This window comes from Acidiphilium sp., assembly GCF_049977125.1.
Classification (GTDB): Bacteria; Pseudomonadota; Alphaproteobacteria; order Acetobacterales; family Acetobacteraceae; genus Acidiphilium.
In genome coordinates this window covers 1-18995 of record NZ_JBMFGY010000060.1, presented here as the reverse complement: position 1 = coordinate 18995, position 18995 = coordinate 1, and the positions used below count along the sequence as shown (strand labels likewise).

Sequence of the window (18995 nt, the reverse complement as noted above, 5' to 3'; positions counted from 1 at the left end):
CGACCCCAACCTTGGCAAGGTTGTGCTCTACCCCTGAGCTACGCCCGCGTCCGACGCCCTGATACTCAGCTCTGCCGTGCTTGGCAAGCGCTTGGCGACATTGAATTGCGGATCGGCCGTGTGGCTGGGTTTGGGCTGGTATTCTGGTCAACGGGTTGTGGTTGGCGATCGTGTGAAACGGCGCTGGCGTCGGAACGATCAATCGCCTGATTTGACGACTTTAACAGCGACTTCGTTGCGGCGCAGGAAGGGGAGCGTCCAGGGTGGGTCATAGAACCAGGCGGTGGGCTCGCCCACCGGCGTCCAGGGGCTGGATTTCAGGAGCGCCAGCAGGCGGGATTGTTCGCGGGCGACGGCAGAGGGGTTGGGCAGGCCGGAGAAGCGCAGCGCCGCATAGGTCTCGGCCGGAACAGTGACGAGATGGACGCTGGGATCGTTCGGAACCGGCAGCGTCTCCATCGTGAAGTGAGCCGGCATGAAGAACTGGATGGTCCAGGCGCCGGCGGCGGTCTGGGTCTGTGCGACGGGCGCGGTCATCGCGATTGTCTGCGATGCTGATTGGGCCACCGGTGCGGTCATCGCAATTTTTGTGCGCGTGCGGTTGGCGCCGAAAATATAGCCGGCAAGCCGGCGGAACCCCTGATAGCGCGCATGCTCGACCGAGCCGGTGATGGTGGTTTCGGCCGCGATGCGCTCGTCGTAATGGCGGATTTGCACCGGGCCGACGGTGCTGATGACGGTATATTTCGGCTCCGCCGTGCCGGAGCGGATGCCGACCACCGAGCACGCGCTGAGCGCGACGCTCATCAGTGCCGGGACGATCAGGGGCGATTTCATGGTCAGTGTCTCCTTCATACAATCGATATGGTGTGTCTGCCCCTGGTGTCAGCGCCGCAGGATGACGGCCTCGTGAGATACGCGCTGCTCCCAGCCCTCGCGCTCGAGTTCGGGGCTGGCGTGCGTCTCCTGCGGGTAACCGATGCAGAGGTAGCCGATGAACCGCCAGCCTGCCGGCACATCGAGCGCGGCGGTAATGGCCGCGGGATCGAGAATCGAGACCCAGCCAAGGCCGACGCCTTCGGCGCGCAACGCCAGCCAGAGCGTGTGGATCGCCATTACCACCGAATAGGCCACCGTCTCGCCCATGGTTTGCCGGCCGAGGCCATGGCCGGTGGCGGGATCGGCTTCGGCGAACACCGCAATCTGGCAGGGTGCGTCATCGAGCCCGGCGAGTTTCAACCGTGCATAGCGTGCCGCGCGGTCACCGGCATACTGACGCTGCGCTTCGAGGTTGCAGGCGAGGAAATTCGCGCGCACCGCCGCCCGCCGGGCGGGATCCTCGACGATCACGAACCGCCAGGGCTGGCTGAACCCGACCGAGGGGGCAAGGCAGGCCACGCCCAGCAACCGCGTGATCATGCCGCCCGGCAACGGATCGCGCCGAAAATGCCGGACATCGCGGCGCAGGATGAAAAGCGTGCGCAGCGCGGCGGCGAATGCCGGCGTGAATTCGTCCGTGCCCAGTTCTGCTCCCAGTTCTGCTCCTGGTTCTGCTCCCGGTTCTGCTATCGTGCTCACCATGGATTCATCGCCTTTCATGATCGCTCTGGTCCGCCATCCGCAGCCGGATATCGCACCGGGCATCTGCTACGGTCGGCTCGATGTCGGGCTGAGCGCCGAAGGTCACGCGGCAATCGCGCCGATCGTGGCACGGTTGGCCGATCACCCGGCGCCGGTCATCTGGACCAGCCCGGCCCGGCGTTGCAACGCGGTCGCCCAAGCGCTGGGCGTCGCGCGCCGGCGTATCCCTCATGTCGAACCCCGCTTGCGCGAACTCGATTTCGGCGCCTGGGAAGGCCGCGCGTGGGACGATGTGCCGCGCTCCCTGCTCGATCATTGGGCGGCCGACCCGCTCGGTTTCGCGCCGCCGGGCGGCGAGAGCGGAGCGGCGCTGCTCGCACGGGTAGGTGAGGTCCACGCCGCATTATCGGCGCAGGGAACCTCGTGCATCGTGGTCGCGCATGGCGGCCCGCTGAAACTGCTCGCCGCCCTGCTGCGCGGCGCGCCGCCGGATCTGCTTGCCACCGCCCCGCCGCTCGGCTCGATCACACTCATCGCCATGCCGGCCCCACCGATGCCGCCACGCTCAGCACAAGACATTCCGTGATGATCTCGATCGCGCCCAGCGTATCGCCGGTATGCCCGCCCAGCCGCGACCGCCCGAACAAGGCCCAGAGCCGCGCGCCGAAGCCGGCCAGCAGCACCGCGATCAGCGCCGCCTGAAACGGCAGCAGGATAATCGCGGCCAGCGCCGCAATCGCCGCGCCGAACCGCGCCGGCCCCGCCGGAATCGCACCCAGCCGCGCCGCCAGCCCATCGCTGCGCGCGGGGGGGCTGTGGCGCTGCACCACGACCATCGCGGCCCGGCCCAACGCGCCGGCGACCAGTACTGCCGCGAGCACCGCGCCGGATGATCCGATACTGCCGAGTGCCGCGATCCGCATGGCCGTTGAAAGAACCAGCGCCAGCGCGCCGTAACTGCCGATCCGGCTGTCGCGCATGATCGCGAGCCGCCGCGCGCTGGTGGCACCACCCCCGAGACCATCCGCGCTATCGGCCAGACCATCCGCATGCAGCCCGCCGGTCAGCAGCACGTCGGCGAGCATCGCCCAGCACGCCGCCAGAAACGGCGCCATGCCGAGCCCATGCGCCACCGCATAGACCAGCCCGGTCAGCAGCCCGACGACGAGCCCGACCACCGGATAGGCCCAGACGCCGGCGGCAGCATCAACCGTGCCGGGTGCCGGCAGCCGGTGCCCCAACGGCAGGCGGGTCAGCAGACCGAAAGCGGCGGCAAGCTCGCGGCGGCGCTCGGTCATGCCCGGTCGCTCACCCCGGCCTCGGCGAAACTCGCCATGCCCTGATGGCAGGCCAGCGCCGCCCGCACGATCGGCACCGCGAGCGCCGCGCCCGACGCCTCGCCCAGCCGCATGCCGAGATCGAGCAGCGGCGTCATGCCAAGGGCGGCGAGCAGGCGCCGATGCCCGGCCTCGGCCGAGGCATGGGCGATCATGGTATGATCCAAACCGCCCGGCAGCAGCCGTGCCAGCGGTGCCGCCGCCGCGCTGCACACGAAACCATCGAGCAGCACCGGCACATGATGCACCCGTGCGGCGATCACCGCGCCCAGAATCGCCGCCAATTCCCGCCCGCCCAGGCACGCGGCGGCGGCCAGCGGATCATCGAGCGCCGCGCGATGCCGCGCCAGACCCTGGTCGATCGCCGCAATTTTGCGCGCGAGCCCGGCATCGTCGATGCCGGTGCCGCGCCCGGCCCAATCCGCCCCCGCGCCGCCGAACAATCCCGCCGCCAGCGCCGCCGCCACCGTGGTGTTGCCGATGCCCATTTCACCGAGGCAGAGCAGATCGGTCCCTGCCCGCACCGCGTCGAAACCGGCGGTCATGGCGGTTGCGAACGACTCCGGCGTCATTGCCGCTGTCTGGGTGAAATCGCCGGTTGGCGTGTCGAGCATCAGCGGCACGACGCGCAGCGATGCGCCGGCGACGCGGGCGATCTGGTTGATCGCAGCACCGCCCGCCGCGTAATTGCCGACCATCTGCGCCGTCACCGCCGCCGGATAGGGCGACACCCCCTGCCCGACCACGCCGTGATTGCCGGCGAACACCAGAATCTCGACCTGATCCAGCCGTGGCATGGCGCGGCGCTGCCAGCGGGCGAGCCAGGCCGCGATGTCCTCCAGCCGTCCGAGGCTGCCTTGCGGCTTGGTCAGAACCGCCTGGCGGCTGCGCACCGCCGTGGCGGCCGCCTCGTCCGCCGTCGGCAGGTTCAGGCATAATTCGCGCAATCGGGCGACATCGGTCATGGCAATCCTCGGTCAAGGGGAGCGATCAGATGAAAAAACGAGCCGGACACGCGCCCCCGCTGCGCGCCGGCCGGTGCAAGCTCGGTGCCGAGCGCGTCGCGCAGGGTTGCGAGCGGCGCGTCGGTTCCCGGCGTGGTCACGCTGGCATAGTGAAACTCATGGCCGCGAAACCGCGCCCCTGCCGCGCCCAAGGCCCCGTCGGCGCACAGTGTCGCCTCGCGATACCCCAGATGCAGCCGGCGCCGCGCGAAACTGGTGGCGTGATCGAGCAGCCCGGTCATGACGTGGGAGACGCCGGCGGCATCTTCGAGCACGGTGCCCAGCACCATGAAACCGCCGCACTCGCCATGCACCGGCCGGGTCGCCGCAAAGGCGCGTAGCCCGGCGTGAAACCGGCGCGCCTCGGCCAGTGCGGCGGCGTGCAGTTCGGGATAGCCGCCGGGCAGCCAGCAGGCGTCGCACCCATCGGGCGGCGGTTGATCGGCCAGCGGCGAGAACGGCACGATCGTGGCACCCGCGGCGCGCCAGCCCGCGATCACATGCGGATAGATGAAGCTGAACGCCGCATCCTGCGCGAGCGCGATCCGCTGCCCCGGCGGGCGCAGCGCGTGGTGCGGCGCGGGCGGTATCGGCGCCATCGGTGCCGCCGCGGCGAGCATGGCATCGATCGTGCCATCGTGTTCGGCGCGATCGGCCAGACGGTCGATATAGGCAGCGAGGTCGGCCTGCTCGCCGGCCTGCACCAGGCCGAGATGCCGCTCCGGCAGAGCGATCGCCGCATCGCGCGGCAGCGATCCCAGCACTTCGATACCGGCACGTTCCATCGCCGTGACAATGCCCGCGCGATGCCGCGCGCTGCCCACCCGGTTGAGCACGACGCCCGCGATGCGGACGGCCGGATCGAATTGGGCGAAGCCCCGCGCGACCGCCGCCGCCGATTGCGACTGGCCGGAGACGTCGAGCACCAGCAGGACCGGCAGGCCGTAGCGCGCCGCGAGATCGGCCGCCGAGCCCCGCGCCATGGCCGCCTCGCCGACGCCGTCAAACAGCCCCATCGAGGCCTCGATGATCAGAACATCCGCCAAGGCCGCCTGGCCAGCGACCAGCGCATCGAGCAGCGGTCCCGGCATCGCCCAGCTATCGAGGTTGATACTGTCATGTCCCGACGCCGCCTGATGAAACGCGGGATCGATGTAATCCGGCCCCGATTTCGCGCAGCGCACCGCAAGGCCGCGCCGCCGCAGCGCCGCGACCAACGCCATCGTGACGGTGGTTTTGCCGCTGCCCGAACGGGGCGCGGCGATGATCAATCCGCGCGTCATCCGCCAGTGCTCGCATCAGTGGCTGCATCAGTCGCCGCGAGCGCGGGCAGCAGCGCCAGCAATTGCGCCCGCGATGCCACGACCCGCCCGATCACGACAATCGCGGGCGCCACTATGCCGGACTGCGCCACGGTTTCGACCAGGCTGGCCAGCGTTGCCACCATCACCTGCTGCGTTGGCAGAGTCGCCGAGGCGATCGCCGCCGCCGGCGTGTCGGGTGCCAGCCCACCCGCCAGAAGCGCCGCTGTGATCGCCGCGAGATTCGTCATCGCCATATACAGCACGATCGGCTGATCGAGCCGCGCGAGCGCCGCCCAATCCATGCCGTCGGCGCGGTCGGCGCCATGGCCGGTCACCAGCACCACCGCCTGATTGACGCCGCGCAGCGTGAGCGGAATCAACGCCGCCGCCATGCTGGCGAGACCCGAGGTCAGGCCCGGCACGATCCGGAACATCACGCCGTGGGCGGCGAGGGTCAACGCCTCCTCGCCGCCGCGGCCGAACATGAACGGATCGCCGCCCTTTAACCGCAGCACCCGCCGGCCCGCGCGCGCCAGTTCGATCAGCTGCGCCGTGATATCCGCCTGCATCGCCGAGGGCTTGCCGCCGCGCTTGCCGGCCGGGATCAGCACCGCGCCCTCATGCGCCAGGGCGAGCACGCGCGGGTCGATCAGAGCGTCATGCACCACGGCATCGGCCTGGCGCAGGCCGGACAGGGTCAGCAGGGTCAGATGCGCCGGATCGCCCGGCCCCGCGCCGGCGAGCCAGACCTCGCCTTGTTGCAGACGCGGCAGGCGGGAAATGATGGGATCGAGGCTGATCATCGGCGGGGTCCGACGCGGGGAGATAAGCAAGAACTTCTTTTTTGAAAAAAAGAAGCAAAAAACTTTCTTGAATTCAGGGCAACGCCGGTTTCACCACCGCGGACCAGACGAATAAAAGTTTTTTGCTTCTTTTTTTCAAAAAAGAAGGTTTCCCTGCCCTTTCCGACCCTACCCGCCGATCCCGCGATGTGACGAACCATCCGCCGTCCGGTATACCCAGCCGCGTGACTGATCACACGATCCTGCGCCGTGGCTGGACCACCGGCGCCTGCGCGACCGCTGCGGCGAAATCCGCCTGTGCGGCGTTGCTGACCGGCGATTTTGCCGATCCGGTCACGATCACCTTGCCGAACGGGAGCACCGCCGATTTCGTCCTGGCCGAGACCGCGCGCACCGACGACACCGCGAGCGCGGCCATCATCAAGGATGCCGGCGATGATCCGGATGTCACGCATGGCGCGTTGATCCGCGTCACGCTCCGCCGCGCGACACCCGGTGCGGGTGTGGTGTTTCGCGCGGGCGCGGGCGTCGGCACGGTCACACGCCCCGGCCTGCCGATCCCGCCGGGGGAACCCGCGATCAACCCGGTGCCGCGCGCGATGATCCGCGCGGCCCTGGCGGAAATCGCCGGACCCGACCCTGATTTCATCGTCGAAATCGCGATCCCCGGCGGTGCCGCACTTGCCGAGCGAACCCTGAACGGCCGGCTCGGCATTGTCGGGGGCCTGTCGGTTCTGGGGACCACCGGCGTGGTCATTCCGTTTTCCTGCGCCGCCTGGATCGACAGCATCCATCGCGGCATCGATGTCGCGCGGGCGGTCGGGCTGACCCATGTCGCCGGCAGCACCGGCCGCACCTCGGAACGCGCCGTGCAGGCGCTGCATGGGCTCGATGATGTCGCGCTGATCGAAATGGGCGATTTCGTCGGCGGCATGCTGAAATATCTGCGCCGGCACCCGGTCGCGCGCGTCACCATCGCGGGTGGCCTCGCGAAAATGACCAAGCTGGCGCAGGGCCGGCTCGATCTGCATTCCCGGCGTCATGCGGTCGATCGCGCCGCTTTGGCCGATCTGGCGCGGGGCTGCGGCGGCACGACCGAGGTGGCCGCACGGATCATGGCAGCGAACACCACCGCCGAGGCGTTCGACATCGCCGCCGCCGCGGGCATCGGGCTGGGCGCCGCCGTGGCGCGCGCGGCCTGGGCGACCGCCGCCGCGGTGCTGGCGCCCGCCGCCATCACCCTCGAGATCGCGGTGTTCGACCGCGCCGGCGCCCTGGTTGCCAGTTCGGGGTTCCGGCCGGTTCATGACGCCGCTCCGCTTTCCGATGCGGGGCGGAACCTGCGGTCGTAGCCGGAATCATATAACGCGCTCTCGCGAAACGCCTGAGGGTGCAGGCTCGGCCCGACCAGGATCAGCGCGGTGCGCTCGACCGGATCGACGGCGAGCAACGCCTCGATGGTGCCGAGCGTGCCGCGCAGAATCCGCTGGTCCGGCCAGCTCGCCCGCACCACCACCACGACCGGGCAATCCGCGCCATAAAGCGGCGTCAGATCGGCAACCACGATCGCGATCGCATGGATCGCGAGGTGGATCGCAAGCGTCGCGCCAGTCATGCCGAAGCCCGCGAGCGTTTCCCGCGCCGGCATCGCCGAGGCGCGCCCCGGCACGCGGGTGATCACCAGGCTCTGGGCGATCTCCGGCAGGGTCAGTTCCTGCCCCAGCGCCGCCGCCGCCGCCGCGAAGGAGGGCACTCCCGGCGTCATGGTATAGTCGATACCGTGCCGTCGCAGCCGCCGGATCTGTTCGGCCACCGCCGAATACAGCGACAAATCGCCCGATTGCAGCCGCGCCACATCGAGCCCGGCCGCATCCGCCGCCACGAACTCCGCCTCGATCGCATCGAGGTCGAGCGGTGCGGTGTCGATGATCCGCGCCCCCGGCGGACAATGCGCGAGGATCGCGCGCGGGATCAGCGAACCGGCGAACAGGCACACCGGGCAGCGCGCCAGGATGTCGCGGCCTCGCAGCGTCAGTAAATCCGCGGCCCCCGGGCCGGCGCCGATGAAATGCACCGTCATCGCCGCCCCTCCCCCGCGATCGCGCAGGTCGCGTGCCGCCCGGTGAGGCGCGGCGCCAGAAGCACGGCGCTGTTACCCGCCGCCGCCAGCGCGCAGCCCTCCGCGACCGAGGCGACCCCGATTGTCGCCACCGCCCGCGCCGAGCGTGTCACGCAGCGCGATTGCGCCGCGGCCAGATCGGCGAAGCCGACCGGGATCAGCGGCAGATCGAGACGCGCCGCCGCCACGATCACGCCCGGCTCGCCTGCCTTGGCCTCGAGCACCGCCAGCCCCGCCGGCATCACCCCGGCGGCACGCACCGCCGCGCGCACCAGCGCGACAATTTCATCGCCATCCACCCCGCTCCGCCAGCCGAGTCCCGCCACGATCACGGTTTCACCCCGCGCCACTGCGTCACCGTCATGGCCGGGCGGAACCCGTGCAGCCGCCCGACCGGATCGAGCCGGTCGATCGAGAGCCGCGTCAAACGACCGCCGTGCGCGTGATGCGACGCGAACAATACCGCCTCGGTCTCGATCGTCACGGCATTGACCACCAACCGCCCGCCTGGCCGCAGCGCCGACCATGCCGCCTCGATCACACCGGGCGTCTGCGCGCCACCGCCGATGAACACGGCATCCGGCGCGGGAAAACCGGCGTCGAGAGCATCCGGCGCGGCCCCGAGACGGATTTCGAACCGCGGCACCCCCAAGGCGATCGCGTTGTCGCGCGCCCGGTCCGCCCGCGTCGCATCGCGCTCCAACCCGATCGCGCGCGTGGTCGGATCGGCGCGCAACCACTCGATCGACACCGATCCCGAACCGCAGCCGATGTCCCACAGCAACGCGCCCGGCACCGGCGCCAGCGCCGCCACGGTCGCGGCGCGCACCTCGGATTTGGTGATCTGCCCGTCATGCGCGAACAGCCGATCGGACAGACCCGCGCCCAGCGGCACGATCATGGCCTCCGGCCCCGCCACGATTTCGATCGCGATCAGATTGAGCGGGTCGATGTCTGGCGGCATGCCGGCATCGGCGCGCGCGACGCGATGCCGCTCGCGCGGGCCGCCCAGCGCCTCGAGCAGATGCACCACCGATCCGCCGAATCCGCGCGCCGTCAGCAGGGCGGCCATCGCGGGCGGCGTGGTCGCATCCGCCGACAGCACCAGCAGCCGCGCGCCGTGATGCAGATGCGCCACCACGCGCGCGAGAGGGGCGCCACAGCACGAAATCACCGGCGTTTCATGCAGCGCCCAGCCGAGCCGTGCCGCTGCCAGCGAAACGCAGGAGGCCACCGGCACGCCGATGAACTCACCGGGCGCCACGACCCGTGCCAGCATCGAGCCCACGCCATGAAAAAATGGATCGCCCGAGGCCAGCACGACCACCGGTTCGCCGCGCCGCGCCAGAATGAGCGGCACCGCATCGCTCATCGGGTGTGGCCAGACGAGCGTCTCCGCCGTGATCAGCGGTGCCGCGAGCTTCAGATGCCGCGCGCCGCCCACCACCAGCGCCGCCCCGGTGATCAGCGTCCGCGCCCGCGCGGACAGACCCGCGACGCCATCCTCGCCTATTCCCAGAATGCTCAACCAATGCGACTGGGTCATGGCACAACCGAAAGGGAGACATCGTGAACCCGTTGCGCGTTCTGATTCTGGGCGGCACCAGCGAAGCCTCGACCCTCGCCCGCGCGCTGCGCGATGACGCGCGCTTCGCCCCGACCCTGTCGCTCGCCGGGCGCACCCTCGCACCGGTGCTGCCGCCGATCCCTTACCGGATCGGCGGATTCGGCGGCATCGCCGGGCTGGTCGATTACCTGCGCGGCGAGGCGATCGCGGCGCTGATCGATGCGACCCATCCGTTCGCCGCGCAAATGACGCGCCATGCCCATGAGGCGAGTGCTGAAACTGCCGTGAAGCTGCTGCGGATCGACCGGCCGGCCTGGACCCCTGGTCCCGGCGATCGCTGGCTCGGCGTCGCGAGCATGGCGCAGGCCGCCGCCGCGCTCGGCGCCGCGCCGCGCCGGGTGTTTCTCACGATCGGACAGCAGGAGCTTGCGCCGTTCCGCGCGGCACCCTGGCATCATTACGTGATCCGCAGCGTCGATCCGCCGCCCCCGGACGCAAGACCCCCCGATGCCGACATCATCACCGCGCGCGGCCCGTTCGCCGTCGCGGATGAACAGGCCCTGATGCTCGCGCACCGGATCGAGATCGTCGTGACCAAGAACGCCGGCGCCGCCGCCACGATCGCCAAGCTCGAAGCCGCGCGCGCCCTCGGCCTGCCCGTCGTGATGGTCGCCCGCCCCCCGGCACCGCCGATGCCCACGGTCGCCACCGCCGCCGCCGCGCTGGACTGGCTCGCCGCTCATGCCGCCGCGATCCGGCGCGGCGTATAGACCCAGGGTGACGACCCCGGCCGCGCGATCACCCGCGTCGCGGCACTGCCGATCAGCACCAGCGTGCGCATGTCGGCCATTGCCGGATCGGCCTCGGCCAGTGTCGTGACCGTCACGACCTCATCGAGGCGGCTCACGGCGGTCGCGAAGATCACCGGCGCCGATCCCGGCAGGATCGCGCGCAGAAGCGCGAAGCACCGCCCGATCTGCCAGGGCCGCGCGCGCGAGGCCGGATTATACAGCGCCAGCACGAAACCGGCGCCGGCGGCGGCGGTCAGGCGCTGCTCCACCACCTCCCAGGGCTTCAGATTGTCCGAGAGCGAGATCGCGCAGAAATCATGCCCGAGCGGCGCGCCAACCCGCGCCGCCACCGCCAGCAGCGCCGAAATTCCGGGGATCACCGTGACATCCAGCGCGCGCCACGACGCAGCGCCGTGATCGATCGCCTCGAACACGGCGCTCGCCATGGCGAACACCCCGGCATCGCCCGAGGAGACCACCGCGACGATCCGCCCGGCCGCCGCCAGTGTCAGGGCATGACGCGCCCGATCCAGTTCCACCCGGTTGTCGGTTGCATGATGCACCACGCCGGGCCGCGCCGGCACCCGCGCCAGATACGGCCCGTAGCCGATCAGGTCGGTCGCCGCCGCCAGCGCCGCTGCCGCCTGCGGCGTCAGCATCGCCGGATCACCCGGCCCCAGCCCGATGATCGTTAATGACCCTGCGCGCATTATCGCAGCACTCATCGGACCTCCTGACGACCCGGCACCAGGATCATCGAGAAATACGGCACGCTCGGCGCGACCAGATCGCGCAGCGCGATGATGACCTCGCCATCCATCGATCCGCGCTCGACATAGATCGCCCGGTCGAGCAGCCCCGCCGTCACCAGTGCCGCGCGGATCTTCGCCAGATTGCGGCCCACTTTCATGATCACGGCCGCGTCGCTCTGGCGCAGTCGCGCGGCCAGTTCGGCCTCACTCAACGTGCCGGGCAGGATGGTGAGAACATCGTCGCCATGCACGATCGGCTGTCCCGCATTGGTCCAGCAGGCGCTCATGCCGGTGATGCCGGGGATGGTCTCGTGGCGATACGCGGTGCGCAGCCGGTCGAACAGATACATCGCCGAGCCATAGAAGAACGGATCGCCCTCGCACAGCACCGCCACGTCGGACCCGGCATCCAGCGCGGCGGCGACGGTGGCGGCCGATCGATCGTAGAAATCATCGATCGCGGCGCGGTAGGCCGGATCATCATGCGCGATTTCGGTGGTGAACGGATACTCGAAGCGCAGCTCGCGTGCCGCGGGCGCGATCATGCCCTCGGCGATGCCGCGGGCATGGCCGGTGCGGCCGCGCTTGGCGAAATAGGCGATCACCGGCACCGCGCGCAAAACCTCGGCGGCTTTCAGCGTGACCAGCGCGGGATCGCCCGGTCCCATCCCGACGGTGTAGAGCGTGCCGCTCATTCCGCGTCACTCGCGAGCGCGTTCACCGCCGCCGCCGCCATCGCGCTGCCGCCCCGTCGCCCGGCCACGATCATGAACGGCGCCGCGCCGTGTTCGGCCAGAGCCTGCTTGGATTCCGCCGCACCGATGAACCCGACCGGCATGCCGATGATCGCGGCGGGTTTCGGCGCCCCGGCATCGATCAGTTCGAGTAGATGAAACAGCGCGGTCGGCGCATTGCCGATCGCCACCACCGCCCCGGCCAGACGATCGCCCCATAAATCAAGCGCCGCCGCCGATCGTGTGTTGCCGATCACCGCCGCGCGGGCCGCCACGCGATCATCGCGCAGGGTACAGATCACTGCGTTGCCGGCGGGCAGCCGCGCCCGGGTGATGCCATGCGCGACCATTTCGGAATCACACAGGATCGGCGCCCCGCCCCGCAGCGCCGCCGCCGCCGCCGCCGCGAACCCCGCCGAGAACCGCAAATCCCGCGCAATCTCGACCATGCCGCACGCGTGGATCACCCGCACCGCCACCCGCGCCTCGCCGGGCGCCAGGCCTGACAGATCGGCCTCGGCGCGGATCATCGCGAAGGATCGCGCATAGATCGCCGCCCCGTCGCTTATGTAGTCGTAGGATGTCATGACGCCGCTCCGGTCATCATGGCGGATGCATGGCGCAGATAGGCCGCGACCGCCTCGAGCGACTGGCGCGCGCGCACCGGCGCGTCACCGGCGCGGCCGGGGTGGACAATGTCATACAAGCCATCATGCCCGACCAGTGTGAGCGACGCCGGCAGGGGATGGGCGCAGCCCTTGATGCAGCCGGAGACGTGCAGCCCCGGCCATAATGCCGCGAGGGCCAGGGCGTCGTCGCGGGTCGCGGTGCTCGCCGCCGCGCAGAAGGCCGCGCCGACGCAGGCGTTGATCGTGCTGCGCGGATCGTCCGGCGTGATGATCAACCCGGCTGCCGCCGCTTCCAGCGCAACCGCCGCCGCTGGTTCGACGCCAGTGAGAAGGATCGACCGCCACGGGGTGAGCCGCAGCCCGCCATCGCCGTATCGGTCGGCGAATGCGGCGATGCGGGCGAAACCATCGGACTCGATCGTGCCGAACACGAGGCCGAGACCGAACGCGCCGACCGAGGGCAGGAACCCCAGGCAGGGCGCCGCCGCGTCAGGAGAGGCCCCAGGTGCGGCGGCGGGAAAGAGGTCACGCATGCGCGCCACCCCGGCGGCGCGGTATTCGGCCAGCCAGGTTGCGATGATGCCGGCGACGTCGCTGCCCGCACACAGGATCGCCATGGCCTCGCCATCGCGGCGAAGCGCCCAGCCCGCCGGTGTCGCGTTGATCGTGATGTCCGCCCTGGTGGGGCCGAGCCCAGCCAGCCCGCCACCATCGAGGGCGACGAAAAATTTCTCGGCCGGCCCGGTCAGGGCGGGCATCGCGTCCAGCAGATCGGCGATCGATGCGGCGATTGTCTCGCTGTCGGGGGCCATCGCCGGATCGATGCCGAGCAACGGGTTGGCCAGCAGCGTGGGGCGATGCGCCGGCTGATCGAGATGGCCGGTCATCGCGGCGGCGTGGCGGGCCGAGTCGGGCGAAAATCCACGCAGTTGCAGATTGCCGCGATTGGTCACCTCAATCAGCCCATTGCCATACCGCCGCGCCGCCGCCGCGATCAGCCGCGCGTCCTCGGCCCGCAAACGACCGAACCGTGGCCGCAGGCGCAGCAGCAATCCATCGATCGTGGGCATCGGCAGCGACAGACTCGGGCACCAGCCTCGAACGGTCATGACACGGACTCCAGAATGGTTGACACATCGTTGCGCCGCGCATGCCACAGGCCGCGCCGATGCGCATCGGCGAGGCGGGCGGCGATGGCCGCGCGTGCCGTGGGATTCTCGCGGCGCAGGAACGAATCCACCGCCGGTTCCGCCAGCATCGCCGCGAAGACCAGATCGAACTGGGCATCGAAGCGGGTTGGCATTGTCGCGGCGAAGCCGTGCAGCGCCGCGACCCCGCGCGCCATCTCCGCGGCACCGCGATACCCGTGCCGCATCATGCCCGCGATCCAGCGCGGATTGGCCAGCCGTCCGCGCACGATGCGCGCGACCTCCTCGGCAAGGGGGCGGTTGCGCGGCGCGTCCGGTCGGGAGACATCGAGATGATACAGCGCCGGCGCCCCGCCCAGCACCGCCGCCGCCGCCGCGAAGCCGCCCTCGTGGGCGGCATATTCCGGACTGTCGAGACTGTCGGTCTCGGCATGATCCTGCTGATGCACGAACGCGTCGGCGCCGCGCACCAGGGCGGCGAATCCCGCCGCATCGGCGCTTCCCTCCAGCCCCTGGCCATAGGCATTCGCGGAGGCGGCGAGGTAGTCGCGGCCAAGATCGTCGCGATCCTGCCATTGGCCGCGCGCCAGACGATCCGCGATCGGGATTCCATAATCCCCCGGCGCCGCGCCGTAGATCCGGCTCGTCGCCGCCCGCAGCGCCGGCCCCGCCAGGCCGCGCGCGGCACCGGCCAGGGGGTTCCATTCATCGGCCTCGTCGCGCGCCGCCACCGCGCGGACCGCCGCGTCGAACAGGGCGATCTGGGATTCGAACGCGTCGCGGAACAGGCCGGAGATCCGCAACGTCACATCGACGCGCGGCCGATCCAGCACGGCGAGCGGCACGATCTCGAAACCGGTCACGCGGCCTGATCCGTCATCCCAGAGCGGCGCCACGCCGAGCAGGATCATCGCCAGCGCCAGATCCTCGCCGCCGGTGCGCAGGCTGGCGCTGCCCCAGAGGTCGATCACCAGACGCCGCAGATCATCGCCCTGATCCTGGCGATGCCCGGCGAGCAGAACCCGCGCCGCCCGCTCGGCCAGGCCCATCGCGGCCCGCGTCGGGATCATGCGCGGATCGAGCGTGGTGAGGTTCCGCCCGGTCGGCAGCACATCGGCGCGGCCCCGCGTCGGCGCCCCGGCCGGACCCGGCGCGACGAACCGCCCGTCCAGCGCCTCGAGCAGCGCCGCCATTTCGGCTGGACCCGAGCGATCCACCCGATCCGCGATCGCGGCCGGATCGAGGCCGGGGCAGGACGCGGCGAGGCTGGCCAGCATCGAAGCGCGATCGGCGGGCGCCGCGCCGAACACGTGCAGACCATCGCGGATCTGCAGATCCTTGACGTCGCACAAATACGCATCGAGCCGCGCGAGGGCGACATCCTCGGTCATCGCCGGGGTGACGCCGCATTCCGCGAGCAACCCGGCATCGCCCGCCTGCTCGATGATCTGGCGGCGCAGTACCAGGCTGCGCCTTCGATCCAGCCCGTCCGCCGTGGCGTATTCATCGATCAGGCGCTCGAGCGCGCCGCTCGCCGCATGGCCGGAGGCGACCAGCGGCGGGGTCAGATGGCCGATCGTCACGGCACCCAGCCGCCGCTTCGCCGCCGCCGCCTCGCCGGGATTGTTCACGATGAACGGATAGATCACCGGCAGGCCACGCAGCAGCGCCACCGGCAGACACGCCGACGACAGCGCCGCCGCCTTGCCGGGCAGCCATTCGAGCGTGCCATGGGTGCCGAGGTGGATCAGCGCATCGATCGCGCGCTCCCGGCGCAGCCAGAGATAGAAGGCGACATAGGCGTGGCGGGGCGCGAGGTCGGGCGCGTGATAGCCGGATCGGCGATCGTCGCGGCGGGCACGATCCGGCTGCACCGCGATCGTCACCCGGCCATCGCTGACGTGGCGGATGCGGAACCAGCCATCGACCAGCGCCGGATCAGCCTCCGGCGCGCCCCAGGCGGCGATGATCGCCTCCCGCGTCGCGGCCGGCAATTCACCGAACAGGCGTTGATAGGCCGGCAGATCCAGGCAAGGGGCGGGTTCGGCGAAGCATAATTCCCGCGCCAGCGCCGCCGCCGCCCGGCCGTCGCAGCTGTAGCCCTGATCGCGCATCGCCCGCAGGATCGCGGCGATGCTCGCGAAACTGTCCAGCCCGACCGCATGGGCGATCTGCCCGGCATCGGACGCGCCGACCCCGGGATAGTCCGACACCACCAAACCGATCCGCCGCGCCGCGCGGGGCGTTCGCGCGAGGCGCACCCACCCCGAAGCGCGATCCGCCGCCAGGGCGACGCCCTCGGTATCCGGTTGGTTGATCACGCGGGAGAACTCAAGCCCCGCGATCGGCGCCGACTCGGCCTTGAACGAAATCGCCGTGGTCAGCAATCGTCCGTCCAGCTCCGGCAGCACCACCTGCATCGCGAGGTCGGTCTGCGAGACGCCGCGAAATCCGCCCCGCCATGCGTCGATCGAAGTGGCGGACAAAATCACCTGCAACACCGGCACACCGGCGGCGTCCAGCGGCGAAGGGGCGGCGCCGCGCGCGGAAAATCCGGTCGCGTTGAGGATGATCGCCGGTTGCAGGACCGCCAGCCGGTCGCGCACGAAACCGGCCGCCGCGTCGTCCTTCAGGCTCGTGACGAACCAGGCCTCGACCGCGAGGCCGCGGGTTTCGAGCGCGGCGCGGAGCGCCTCGATCGGCGCGGTGTCGCCCGACAGCAGATGCGAGCGGTAGAGCACGATCACCGCCACATGCGGACCCGGCGATGCCGCGGGCCCGAACCGACCTGCTGCCGGGAGGGTTTGCGGCATCGGCGATCGATCGGGTGCAAGACCGGCGAGATGTGCCGCGAGGTGAAGCCCGGCGGCCATGTTGTCGGGGCCGGCCTCGCGCAGATAGGCGGCCATCCGCGCGCGCGGGGCGGAACCGACGGTCGAGAAGGTTTCCAGCCTGGGATCGATCCGCCCGTCGCCCTCGACCATGATCAGCGGGATGCCGCTGTCCCGGCAGACGCGCGCGACCTCCTCGCAGCCGTAGCGCCAGTAATCGACGCCGCCGAGAATCCGGATCACGACGCAGCGCGCCCGCGCGATCACCTGCTCGACATAGAGATCGACCGACATCGGGTGGGTGAGCCGCACCAGATTGGCCAGTCGCAATCCGGGACGCGCGCCCTCCAGCGCCTGCCAGGCGCTGGCCATCGCGCCGAGATCGCTGTCGGAGAAGGATAGCATGACGATGTCCGCCGGCGTCTGGCCGAGATCGGTGGCGACGGCCTGCTCGTCGAGCGTCGCGGTCTCGCGGACCAGAAGATGCATGATTACGCCACGACCGTCTCGGCCTGGATCGCGCGTTCGATCGCGGCGCGATCCAGACCGGTCAGACCGATCACCACGACATGGCCGCGCCGGGATTCATCGGTCGCCCAGGGCCGGTCGAAATGATGGGTGAACCTGGTGCCGACCCCCTGCACCGCGAGGCGCATCGGCTTGCCGGCGACGGCGGCGAAGCCCTTGATCCGCAGAATGTCGTGCGCCGCGGCCACCGCGCGCAGCCGCTCGATCAGGGAGTCAACGCCGGCGATCGGATCGAGTGCGACCGCGAAACTCTCGAAATCATCGTGCTCGTGCGCGCCGTCGAGCGCATCGTGATGCGAGGGGCGGGACGCCAGATCGCTCTCCGCCGCCGCGTTCAGGCCGAACACCACCGACGGGTCGAGCTGCCCCTGCTGGGCCGCGACCAGCTTGACCGCGCGCGGCGAGGCGGTGGCGATCTCGGCCCGCACCCGCGCCAGGGTTTCCGGCGAGAGAAGATCGGTCTTGTTCAGCACGATCAGATCGGCGGCCTGCAATTGATCCTCATAGACTTCGGCCAGCGGATTGTCGTGATCGAGCGAGGGGTCCGCCGCGCGCTGGGCCGCGATCGCCGCCGGATCATCGGCGAATCGCCCCGCCGCCACGGCGGGACCGTCGATCACGGCGATCACGCCGTCCACCGTTACGCGCGTCGCGATGCCGGGCCAGTTGAACGCCTTGATCAGCGGTTTCGGCAAAGCGAGGCCGGAGGTTTCGATGATGATGTGCTCGGGCGGTTCGGCACGGTCGAGCAAGGCGGCCATGGTGGGGATGAAATCCTCGGCGACCGTGCAGCACAGGCAGCCGTTGGCGAGTTCGACAATGTCCTCATCGCCGCAGGAGGGGATGCCGCAGCGGCGCAGCGTTTCGCCATCGACGCCGAGGGCGCCGAATTCATTGACGATGATGGCGATCCGCCGCCCGCCGGCATGGGCGAGGAGATGACGCAGCATTGTGGTCTTGCCGGCGCCGAGGAAGCCGGTGATGATGGTGGTGGGGATTTTGCTCATTCTGCGGCCTGTCTGAGGGAGGGGTCATGGGCGGGAAACCGCGCCAGGATCATGTCTTTCAACGATTCCGGACGGCGTGACGGCATGATGGTGCCGGTGGTGGAGGCGACATAGCTGCGGGCATAGGTCAGCAGATCCGGGGCGTGATCGGGTGTCAGCCCGCCGAGCAGGTAGCTCCATTTGCCGGGCATCGAGATCACGGCGGTGCAACCGCGCGCGCAGGTGGCGAGACATTCGACAGTGCGAAGCTCGACCGGTGCCGCGGTCTCGGCCAACAAGGTGGTCAGGGCCGCATGCAGCCCCGCGCCCATCGGCACGGCTCCGGATTCGAGCGGCAGCCCGGCGCGACAGGTGATGCAGACATGCAGACGCGCGAAACCCTCAGTCATCCGACCTCCGGACGGCAATGCCGTCGTGCCCCAGGTACCGATCACTGACCGTCCCGGCCGGCCCCGCAGGACCACGCCGAAAGACGACGTTTTCACGCGTCGTTGTCTTCGGGACACCCCGCCCGCGACACGTTCAGCCCGGCCAAGCTCACGCCCGGCCGGTGATGGCAGGTCTCCTGGCTTGCGGCGTCGGAGCAACTCGCCCCGAAGGTTTCATCGCCTTCCCGGAACACCGTTCCAGTGGCATCTGACAAGAACCACGCCGCTCACAGTTGCGGGGGCAGCCGTGGCATTGCACCACGTTCCCTATTCACCTTCCTCACGGAAGGACCATCGGAGGTCTTCATACAAGCGGGGCGAGAGTCCTGTCAAAATCGCCCGGCACGCGCAGCACTGGAACCGGCGATCGGCATTATCCCCGCGTCCCGCCATATTTATTGCGATAACGTAACGAATTAGGCGTGCAAATGC

19 protein-coding genes and 1 riboswitch are annotated in these 18995 nt (G+C 70.1%); of the genes, 3 read left to right on the top strand and 16 right to left on the bottom strand.

The genetic code is table 11. The annotated features are described in order from the left end of the window. Positions 1 to 198: 198 nt before the first annotated feature. On the bottom strand, positions 199 to 837 hold the full coding sequence (locus tag ACP5E6_RS10650) for an SOUL family heme-binding protein (RefSeq protein ID WP_427954216.1): 639 nt from the start codon (positions 835 to 837) through the stop codon (positions 199 to 201). Between the two features lie 48 nt (positions 838 to 885). After that, positions 886 to 1569, bottom strand: coding sequence for a 5,6-dimethylbenzimidazole synthase (gene bluB, locus ACP5E6_RS10645; protein ID WP_427954217.1), 684 nt, complete (start codon positions 1567 to 1569; stop codon positions 886 to 888). Positions 1570 to 1597: 28 nt separating this feature from the next. On the opposite strand from bluB, the gene cobC reads away from it, so the two are divergent. Continuing rightward, the gene (gene cobC, locus ACP5E6_RS10640) at positions 1598 to 2167 is read left to right on the top strand and encodes an alpha-ribazole phosphatase family protein (protein ID WP_427954215.1); all 570 of its coding nucleotides are present in this window, start codon (positions 1598 to 1600) and stop codon (positions 2165 to 2167) included. Here cobC and ACP5E6_RS10635 read toward each other — a convergent pair. From ACP5E6_RS10635 to cobA, 4 genes are read right to left on the bottom strand one after another with little or no spacing between them, the layout of a single operon-like run. Further along, entirely contained in the window at positions 2112 to 2879 is a 768-nt protein-coding gene (locus ACP5E6_RS10635) for an adenosylcobinamide-GDP ribazoletransferase (protein WP_427954214.1), read from the bottom strand. The genes cobC and ACP5E6_RS10635 overlap by 56 nt on opposite strands. Then, positions 2876 to 3883 (bottom strand): nicotinate-nucleotide--dimethylbenzimidazole phosphoribosyltransferase, encoded by a 1008-nt coding sequence (gene cobT, locus ACP5E6_RS10630; RefSeq protein ID WP_427954213.1) that lies wholly within the window; start codon positions 3881 to 3883, stop codon positions 2876 to 2878. The genes ACP5E6_RS10635 and cobT overlap by 4 nt, the downstream gene beginning before the upstream one ends. Beyond that, on the bottom strand, positions 3880 to 5205 hold the full coding sequence (locus ACP5E6_RS10625; RefSeq protein ID WP_427954212.1) for a cobyrinate a,c-diamide synthase: 1326 nt from the start codon (positions 5203 to 5205) through the stop codon (positions 3880 to 3882). The genes cobT and ACP5E6_RS10625 overlap by 4 nt, the downstream gene beginning before the upstream one ends. Then, positions 5202 to 6029 (bottom strand): uroporphyrinogen-III C-methyltransferase, encoded by an 828-nt coding sequence (gene cobA, locus ACP5E6_RS10620; protein ID WP_427954211.1) that lies wholly within the window; start codon positions 6027 to 6029, stop codon positions 5202 to 5204. The genes ACP5E6_RS10625 and cobA overlap by 4 nt, the downstream gene beginning before the upstream one ends. 224 nt (positions 6030 to 6253) lie before the next feature. Here cobA and ACP5E6_RS10615 point away from each other — a divergent pair, with 224 nt between their 5' ends. Continuing rightward, complete coding sequence (locus tag ACP5E6_RS10615; RefSeq protein WP_427954210.1) at positions 6254 to 7381, top strand: cobalt-precorrin-5B (C(1))-methyltransferase; 1128 nt, start codon at positions 6254 to 6256, stop codon at positions 7379 to 7381. Here ACP5E6_RS10615 and cobM read toward each other — a convergent pair. From cobM to cbiE, 3 genes are read right to left on the bottom strand one after another with little or no spacing between them, the layout of a single operon-like run. Next, positions 7333 to 8109, bottom strand: a complete 777-nt coding sequence (gene cobM / locus ACP5E6_RS10610) for a precorrin-4 C(11)-methyltransferase (RefSeq protein WP_427954209.1) — start codon at positions 8107 to 8109, stop codon at positions 7333 to 7335. The genes ACP5E6_RS10615 and cobM overlap by 49 nt on opposite strands. After that, on the bottom strand, positions 8106 to 8498 hold the full coding sequence (locus tag ACP5E6_RS10605; RefSeq protein WP_427954208.1) for a cobalamin biosynthesis protein: 393 nt from the start codon (positions 8496 to 8498) through the stop codon (positions 8106 to 8108). The genes cobM and ACP5E6_RS10605 overlap by 4 nt, the downstream gene beginning before the upstream one ends. Further along, the gene (cbiE, locus tag ACP5E6_RS10600) at positions 8477 to 9694 is read right to left on the bottom strand and encodes a precorrin-6y C5,15-methyltransferase (decarboxylating) subunit CbiE (protein ID WP_427954207.1); all 1218 of its coding nucleotides are present in this window, start codon (positions 9692 to 9694) and stop codon (positions 8477 to 8479) included. Before cbiE ends, ACP5E6_RS10605 begins: the two co-directional genes overlap by 22 nt. A 23-nt stretch (positions 9695 to 9717) precedes the next feature. Between cbiE and ACP5E6_RS10595 the strand changes: the two genes are divergently transcribed. Continuing rightward, the gene (locus ACP5E6_RS10595) at positions 9718 to 10485 is read left to right on the top strand and encodes a cobalt-precorrin-6A reductase (RefSeq protein ID WP_427954206.1); all 768 of its coding nucleotides are present in this window, start codon (positions 9718 to 9720) and stop codon (positions 10483 to 10485) included. Here ACP5E6_RS10595 and cobJ read toward each other — a convergent pair. Genes cobJ through ACP5E6_RS10560 form a run of 7 tightly spaced genes read right to left on the bottom strand, consistent with a single transcriptional unit; the run spans position 10455 to position 18524 of the window. Continuing rightward, a complete protein-coding gene (gene cobJ, locus ACP5E6_RS10590) occupies positions 10455 to 11231 on the bottom strand; it encodes a precorrin-3B C(17)-methyltransferase (RefSeq protein WP_427954205.1) in 777 nt (258 codons plus the stop codon). The two genes, ACP5E6_RS10595 and cobJ, sit on opposite strands and share 31 nt — an antisense overlap. Further along, on the bottom strand, positions 11228 to 11953 hold the full coding sequence (locus ACP5E6_RS10585) for a precorrin-2 C(20)-methyltransferase (RefSeq protein ID WP_427954204.1): 726 nt from the start codon (positions 11951 to 11953) through the stop codon (positions 11228 to 11230). The genes cobJ and ACP5E6_RS10585 overlap by 4 nt, the downstream gene beginning before the upstream one ends. Beyond that, positions 11950 to 12579: a precorrin-8X methylmutase gene (locus ACP5E6_RS10580; RefSeq protein WP_427954203.1), complete on the bottom strand. Its 630-nt coding sequence runs from the start codon at positions 12577 to 12579 to the stop codon at positions 11950 to 11952. The genes ACP5E6_RS10585 and ACP5E6_RS10580 overlap by 4 nt, the downstream gene beginning before the upstream one ends. After that, complete coding sequence (locus tag ACP5E6_RS10575) at positions 12576 to 13730, bottom strand: precorrin-3B synthase (RefSeq protein ID WP_427954202.1); 1155 nt, start codon at positions 13728 to 13730, stop codon at positions 12576 to 12578. The genes ACP5E6_RS10580 and ACP5E6_RS10575 overlap by 4 nt, the downstream gene beginning before the upstream one ends. Then, positions 13727 to 17089, bottom strand: coding sequence for a cobaltochelatase subunit CobN (cobN, locus tag ACP5E6_RS10570; RefSeq protein ID WP_427954201.1), 3363 nt, complete (start codon positions 17087 to 17089; stop codon positions 13727 to 13729). The genes ACP5E6_RS10575 and cobN overlap by 4 nt, the downstream gene beginning before the upstream one ends. Positions 17090 to 17091: 2 nt before the next feature. Beyond that, positions 17092 to 18135, bottom strand: coding sequence for a cobalamin biosynthesis protein CobW (gene cobW / locus ACP5E6_RS10565; protein ID WP_427954200.1), 1044 nt, complete (start codon positions 18133 to 18135; stop codon positions 17092 to 17094). Next, entirely contained in the window at positions 18132 to 18524 is a 393-nt protein-coding gene (locus ACP5E6_RS10560) for a DUF1636 domain-containing protein (protein WP_427954199.1), read from the bottom strand. Before ACP5E6_RS10560 ends, cobW begins: the two co-directional genes overlap by 4 nt. A 149-nt stretch (positions 18525 to 18673) precedes the next feature. Continuing rightward, positions 18674 to 18874, bottom strand: a riboswitch (cobalamin riboswitch). Positions 18875 to 18995: the final 121 nt, after the last annotated feature.

Bases quoted from the DNA above. Each gene is read 5' to 3' on its own strand.
- ACP5E6_RS10650 (WP_427954216.1), bottom strand. From the start codon at position 837: ATGAAATCGCCCCTGATCGTCCCGGCACTGATGAGCGTCGCGCTCAGC.
- cobC (WP_427954215.1), top strand. From the start codon at position 1,598: ATGATCGCTCTGGTCCGCCATCCGCAGCCGGATATCGCACCGGGCATC.
- ACP5E6_RS10635 (WP_427954214.1), bottom strand. From the start codon at position 2,879: ATGACCGAGCGCCGCCGCGAGCTTGCCGCCGCTTTCGGTCTGCTGACC.
- cobT (WP_427954213.1), bottom strand. From the start codon at position 3,883: ATGACCGATGTCGCCCGATTGCGCGAATTATGCCTGAACCTGCCGACG.
- ACP5E6_RS10625 (WP_427954212.1), bottom strand. From the start codon at position 5,205: ATGACGCGCGGATTGATCATCGCCGCGCCCCGTTCGGGCAGCGGCAAA.
- cobA (WP_427954211.1), bottom strand. From the start codon at position 6,029: ATGATCAGCCTCGATCCCATCATTTCCCGCCTGCCGCGTCTGCAACAA.
- cobM (WP_427954209.1), bottom strand. From the start codon at position 8,109: ATGACGGTGCATTTCATCGGCGCCGGCCCGGGGGCCGCGGATTTACTG.
- cbiE (WP_427954207.1), bottom strand. From the start codon at position 9,694: ATGACCCAGTCGCATTGGTTGAGCATTCTGGGAATAGGCGAGGATGGC.
- cobJ (WP_427954205.1), bottom strand. From the start codon at position 11,231: ATGAGTGCTGCGATAATGCGCGCAGGGTCATTAACGATCATCGGGCTG.
- ACP5E6_RS10585 (WP_427954204.1), bottom strand. From the start codon at position 11,953: ATGAGCGGCACGCTCTACACCGTCGGGATGGGACCGGGCGATCCCGCG.
- ACP5E6_RS10580 (WP_427954203.1), bottom strand. From the start codon at position 12,579: ATGACATCCTACGACTACATAAGCGACGGGGCGGCGATCTATGCGCGA.
- ACP5E6_RS10575 (WP_427954202.1), bottom strand. From the start codon at position 13,730: ATGACCGTTCGAGGCTGGTGCCCGAGTCTGTCGCTGCCGATGCCCACG.
- cobN (WP_427954201.1), bottom strand. From the start codon at position 17,089: ATGCATCTTCTGGTCCGCGAGACCGCGACGCTCGACGAGCAGGCCGTC.
- cobW (WP_427954200.1), bottom strand. From the start codon at position 18,135: ATGAGCAAAATCCCCACCACCATCATCACCGGCTTCCTCGGCGCCGGC.
- ACP5E6_RS10560 (WP_427954199.1), bottom strand. From the start codon at position 18,524: ATGACTGAGGGTTTCGCGCGTCTGCATGTCTGCATCACCTGTCGCGCC.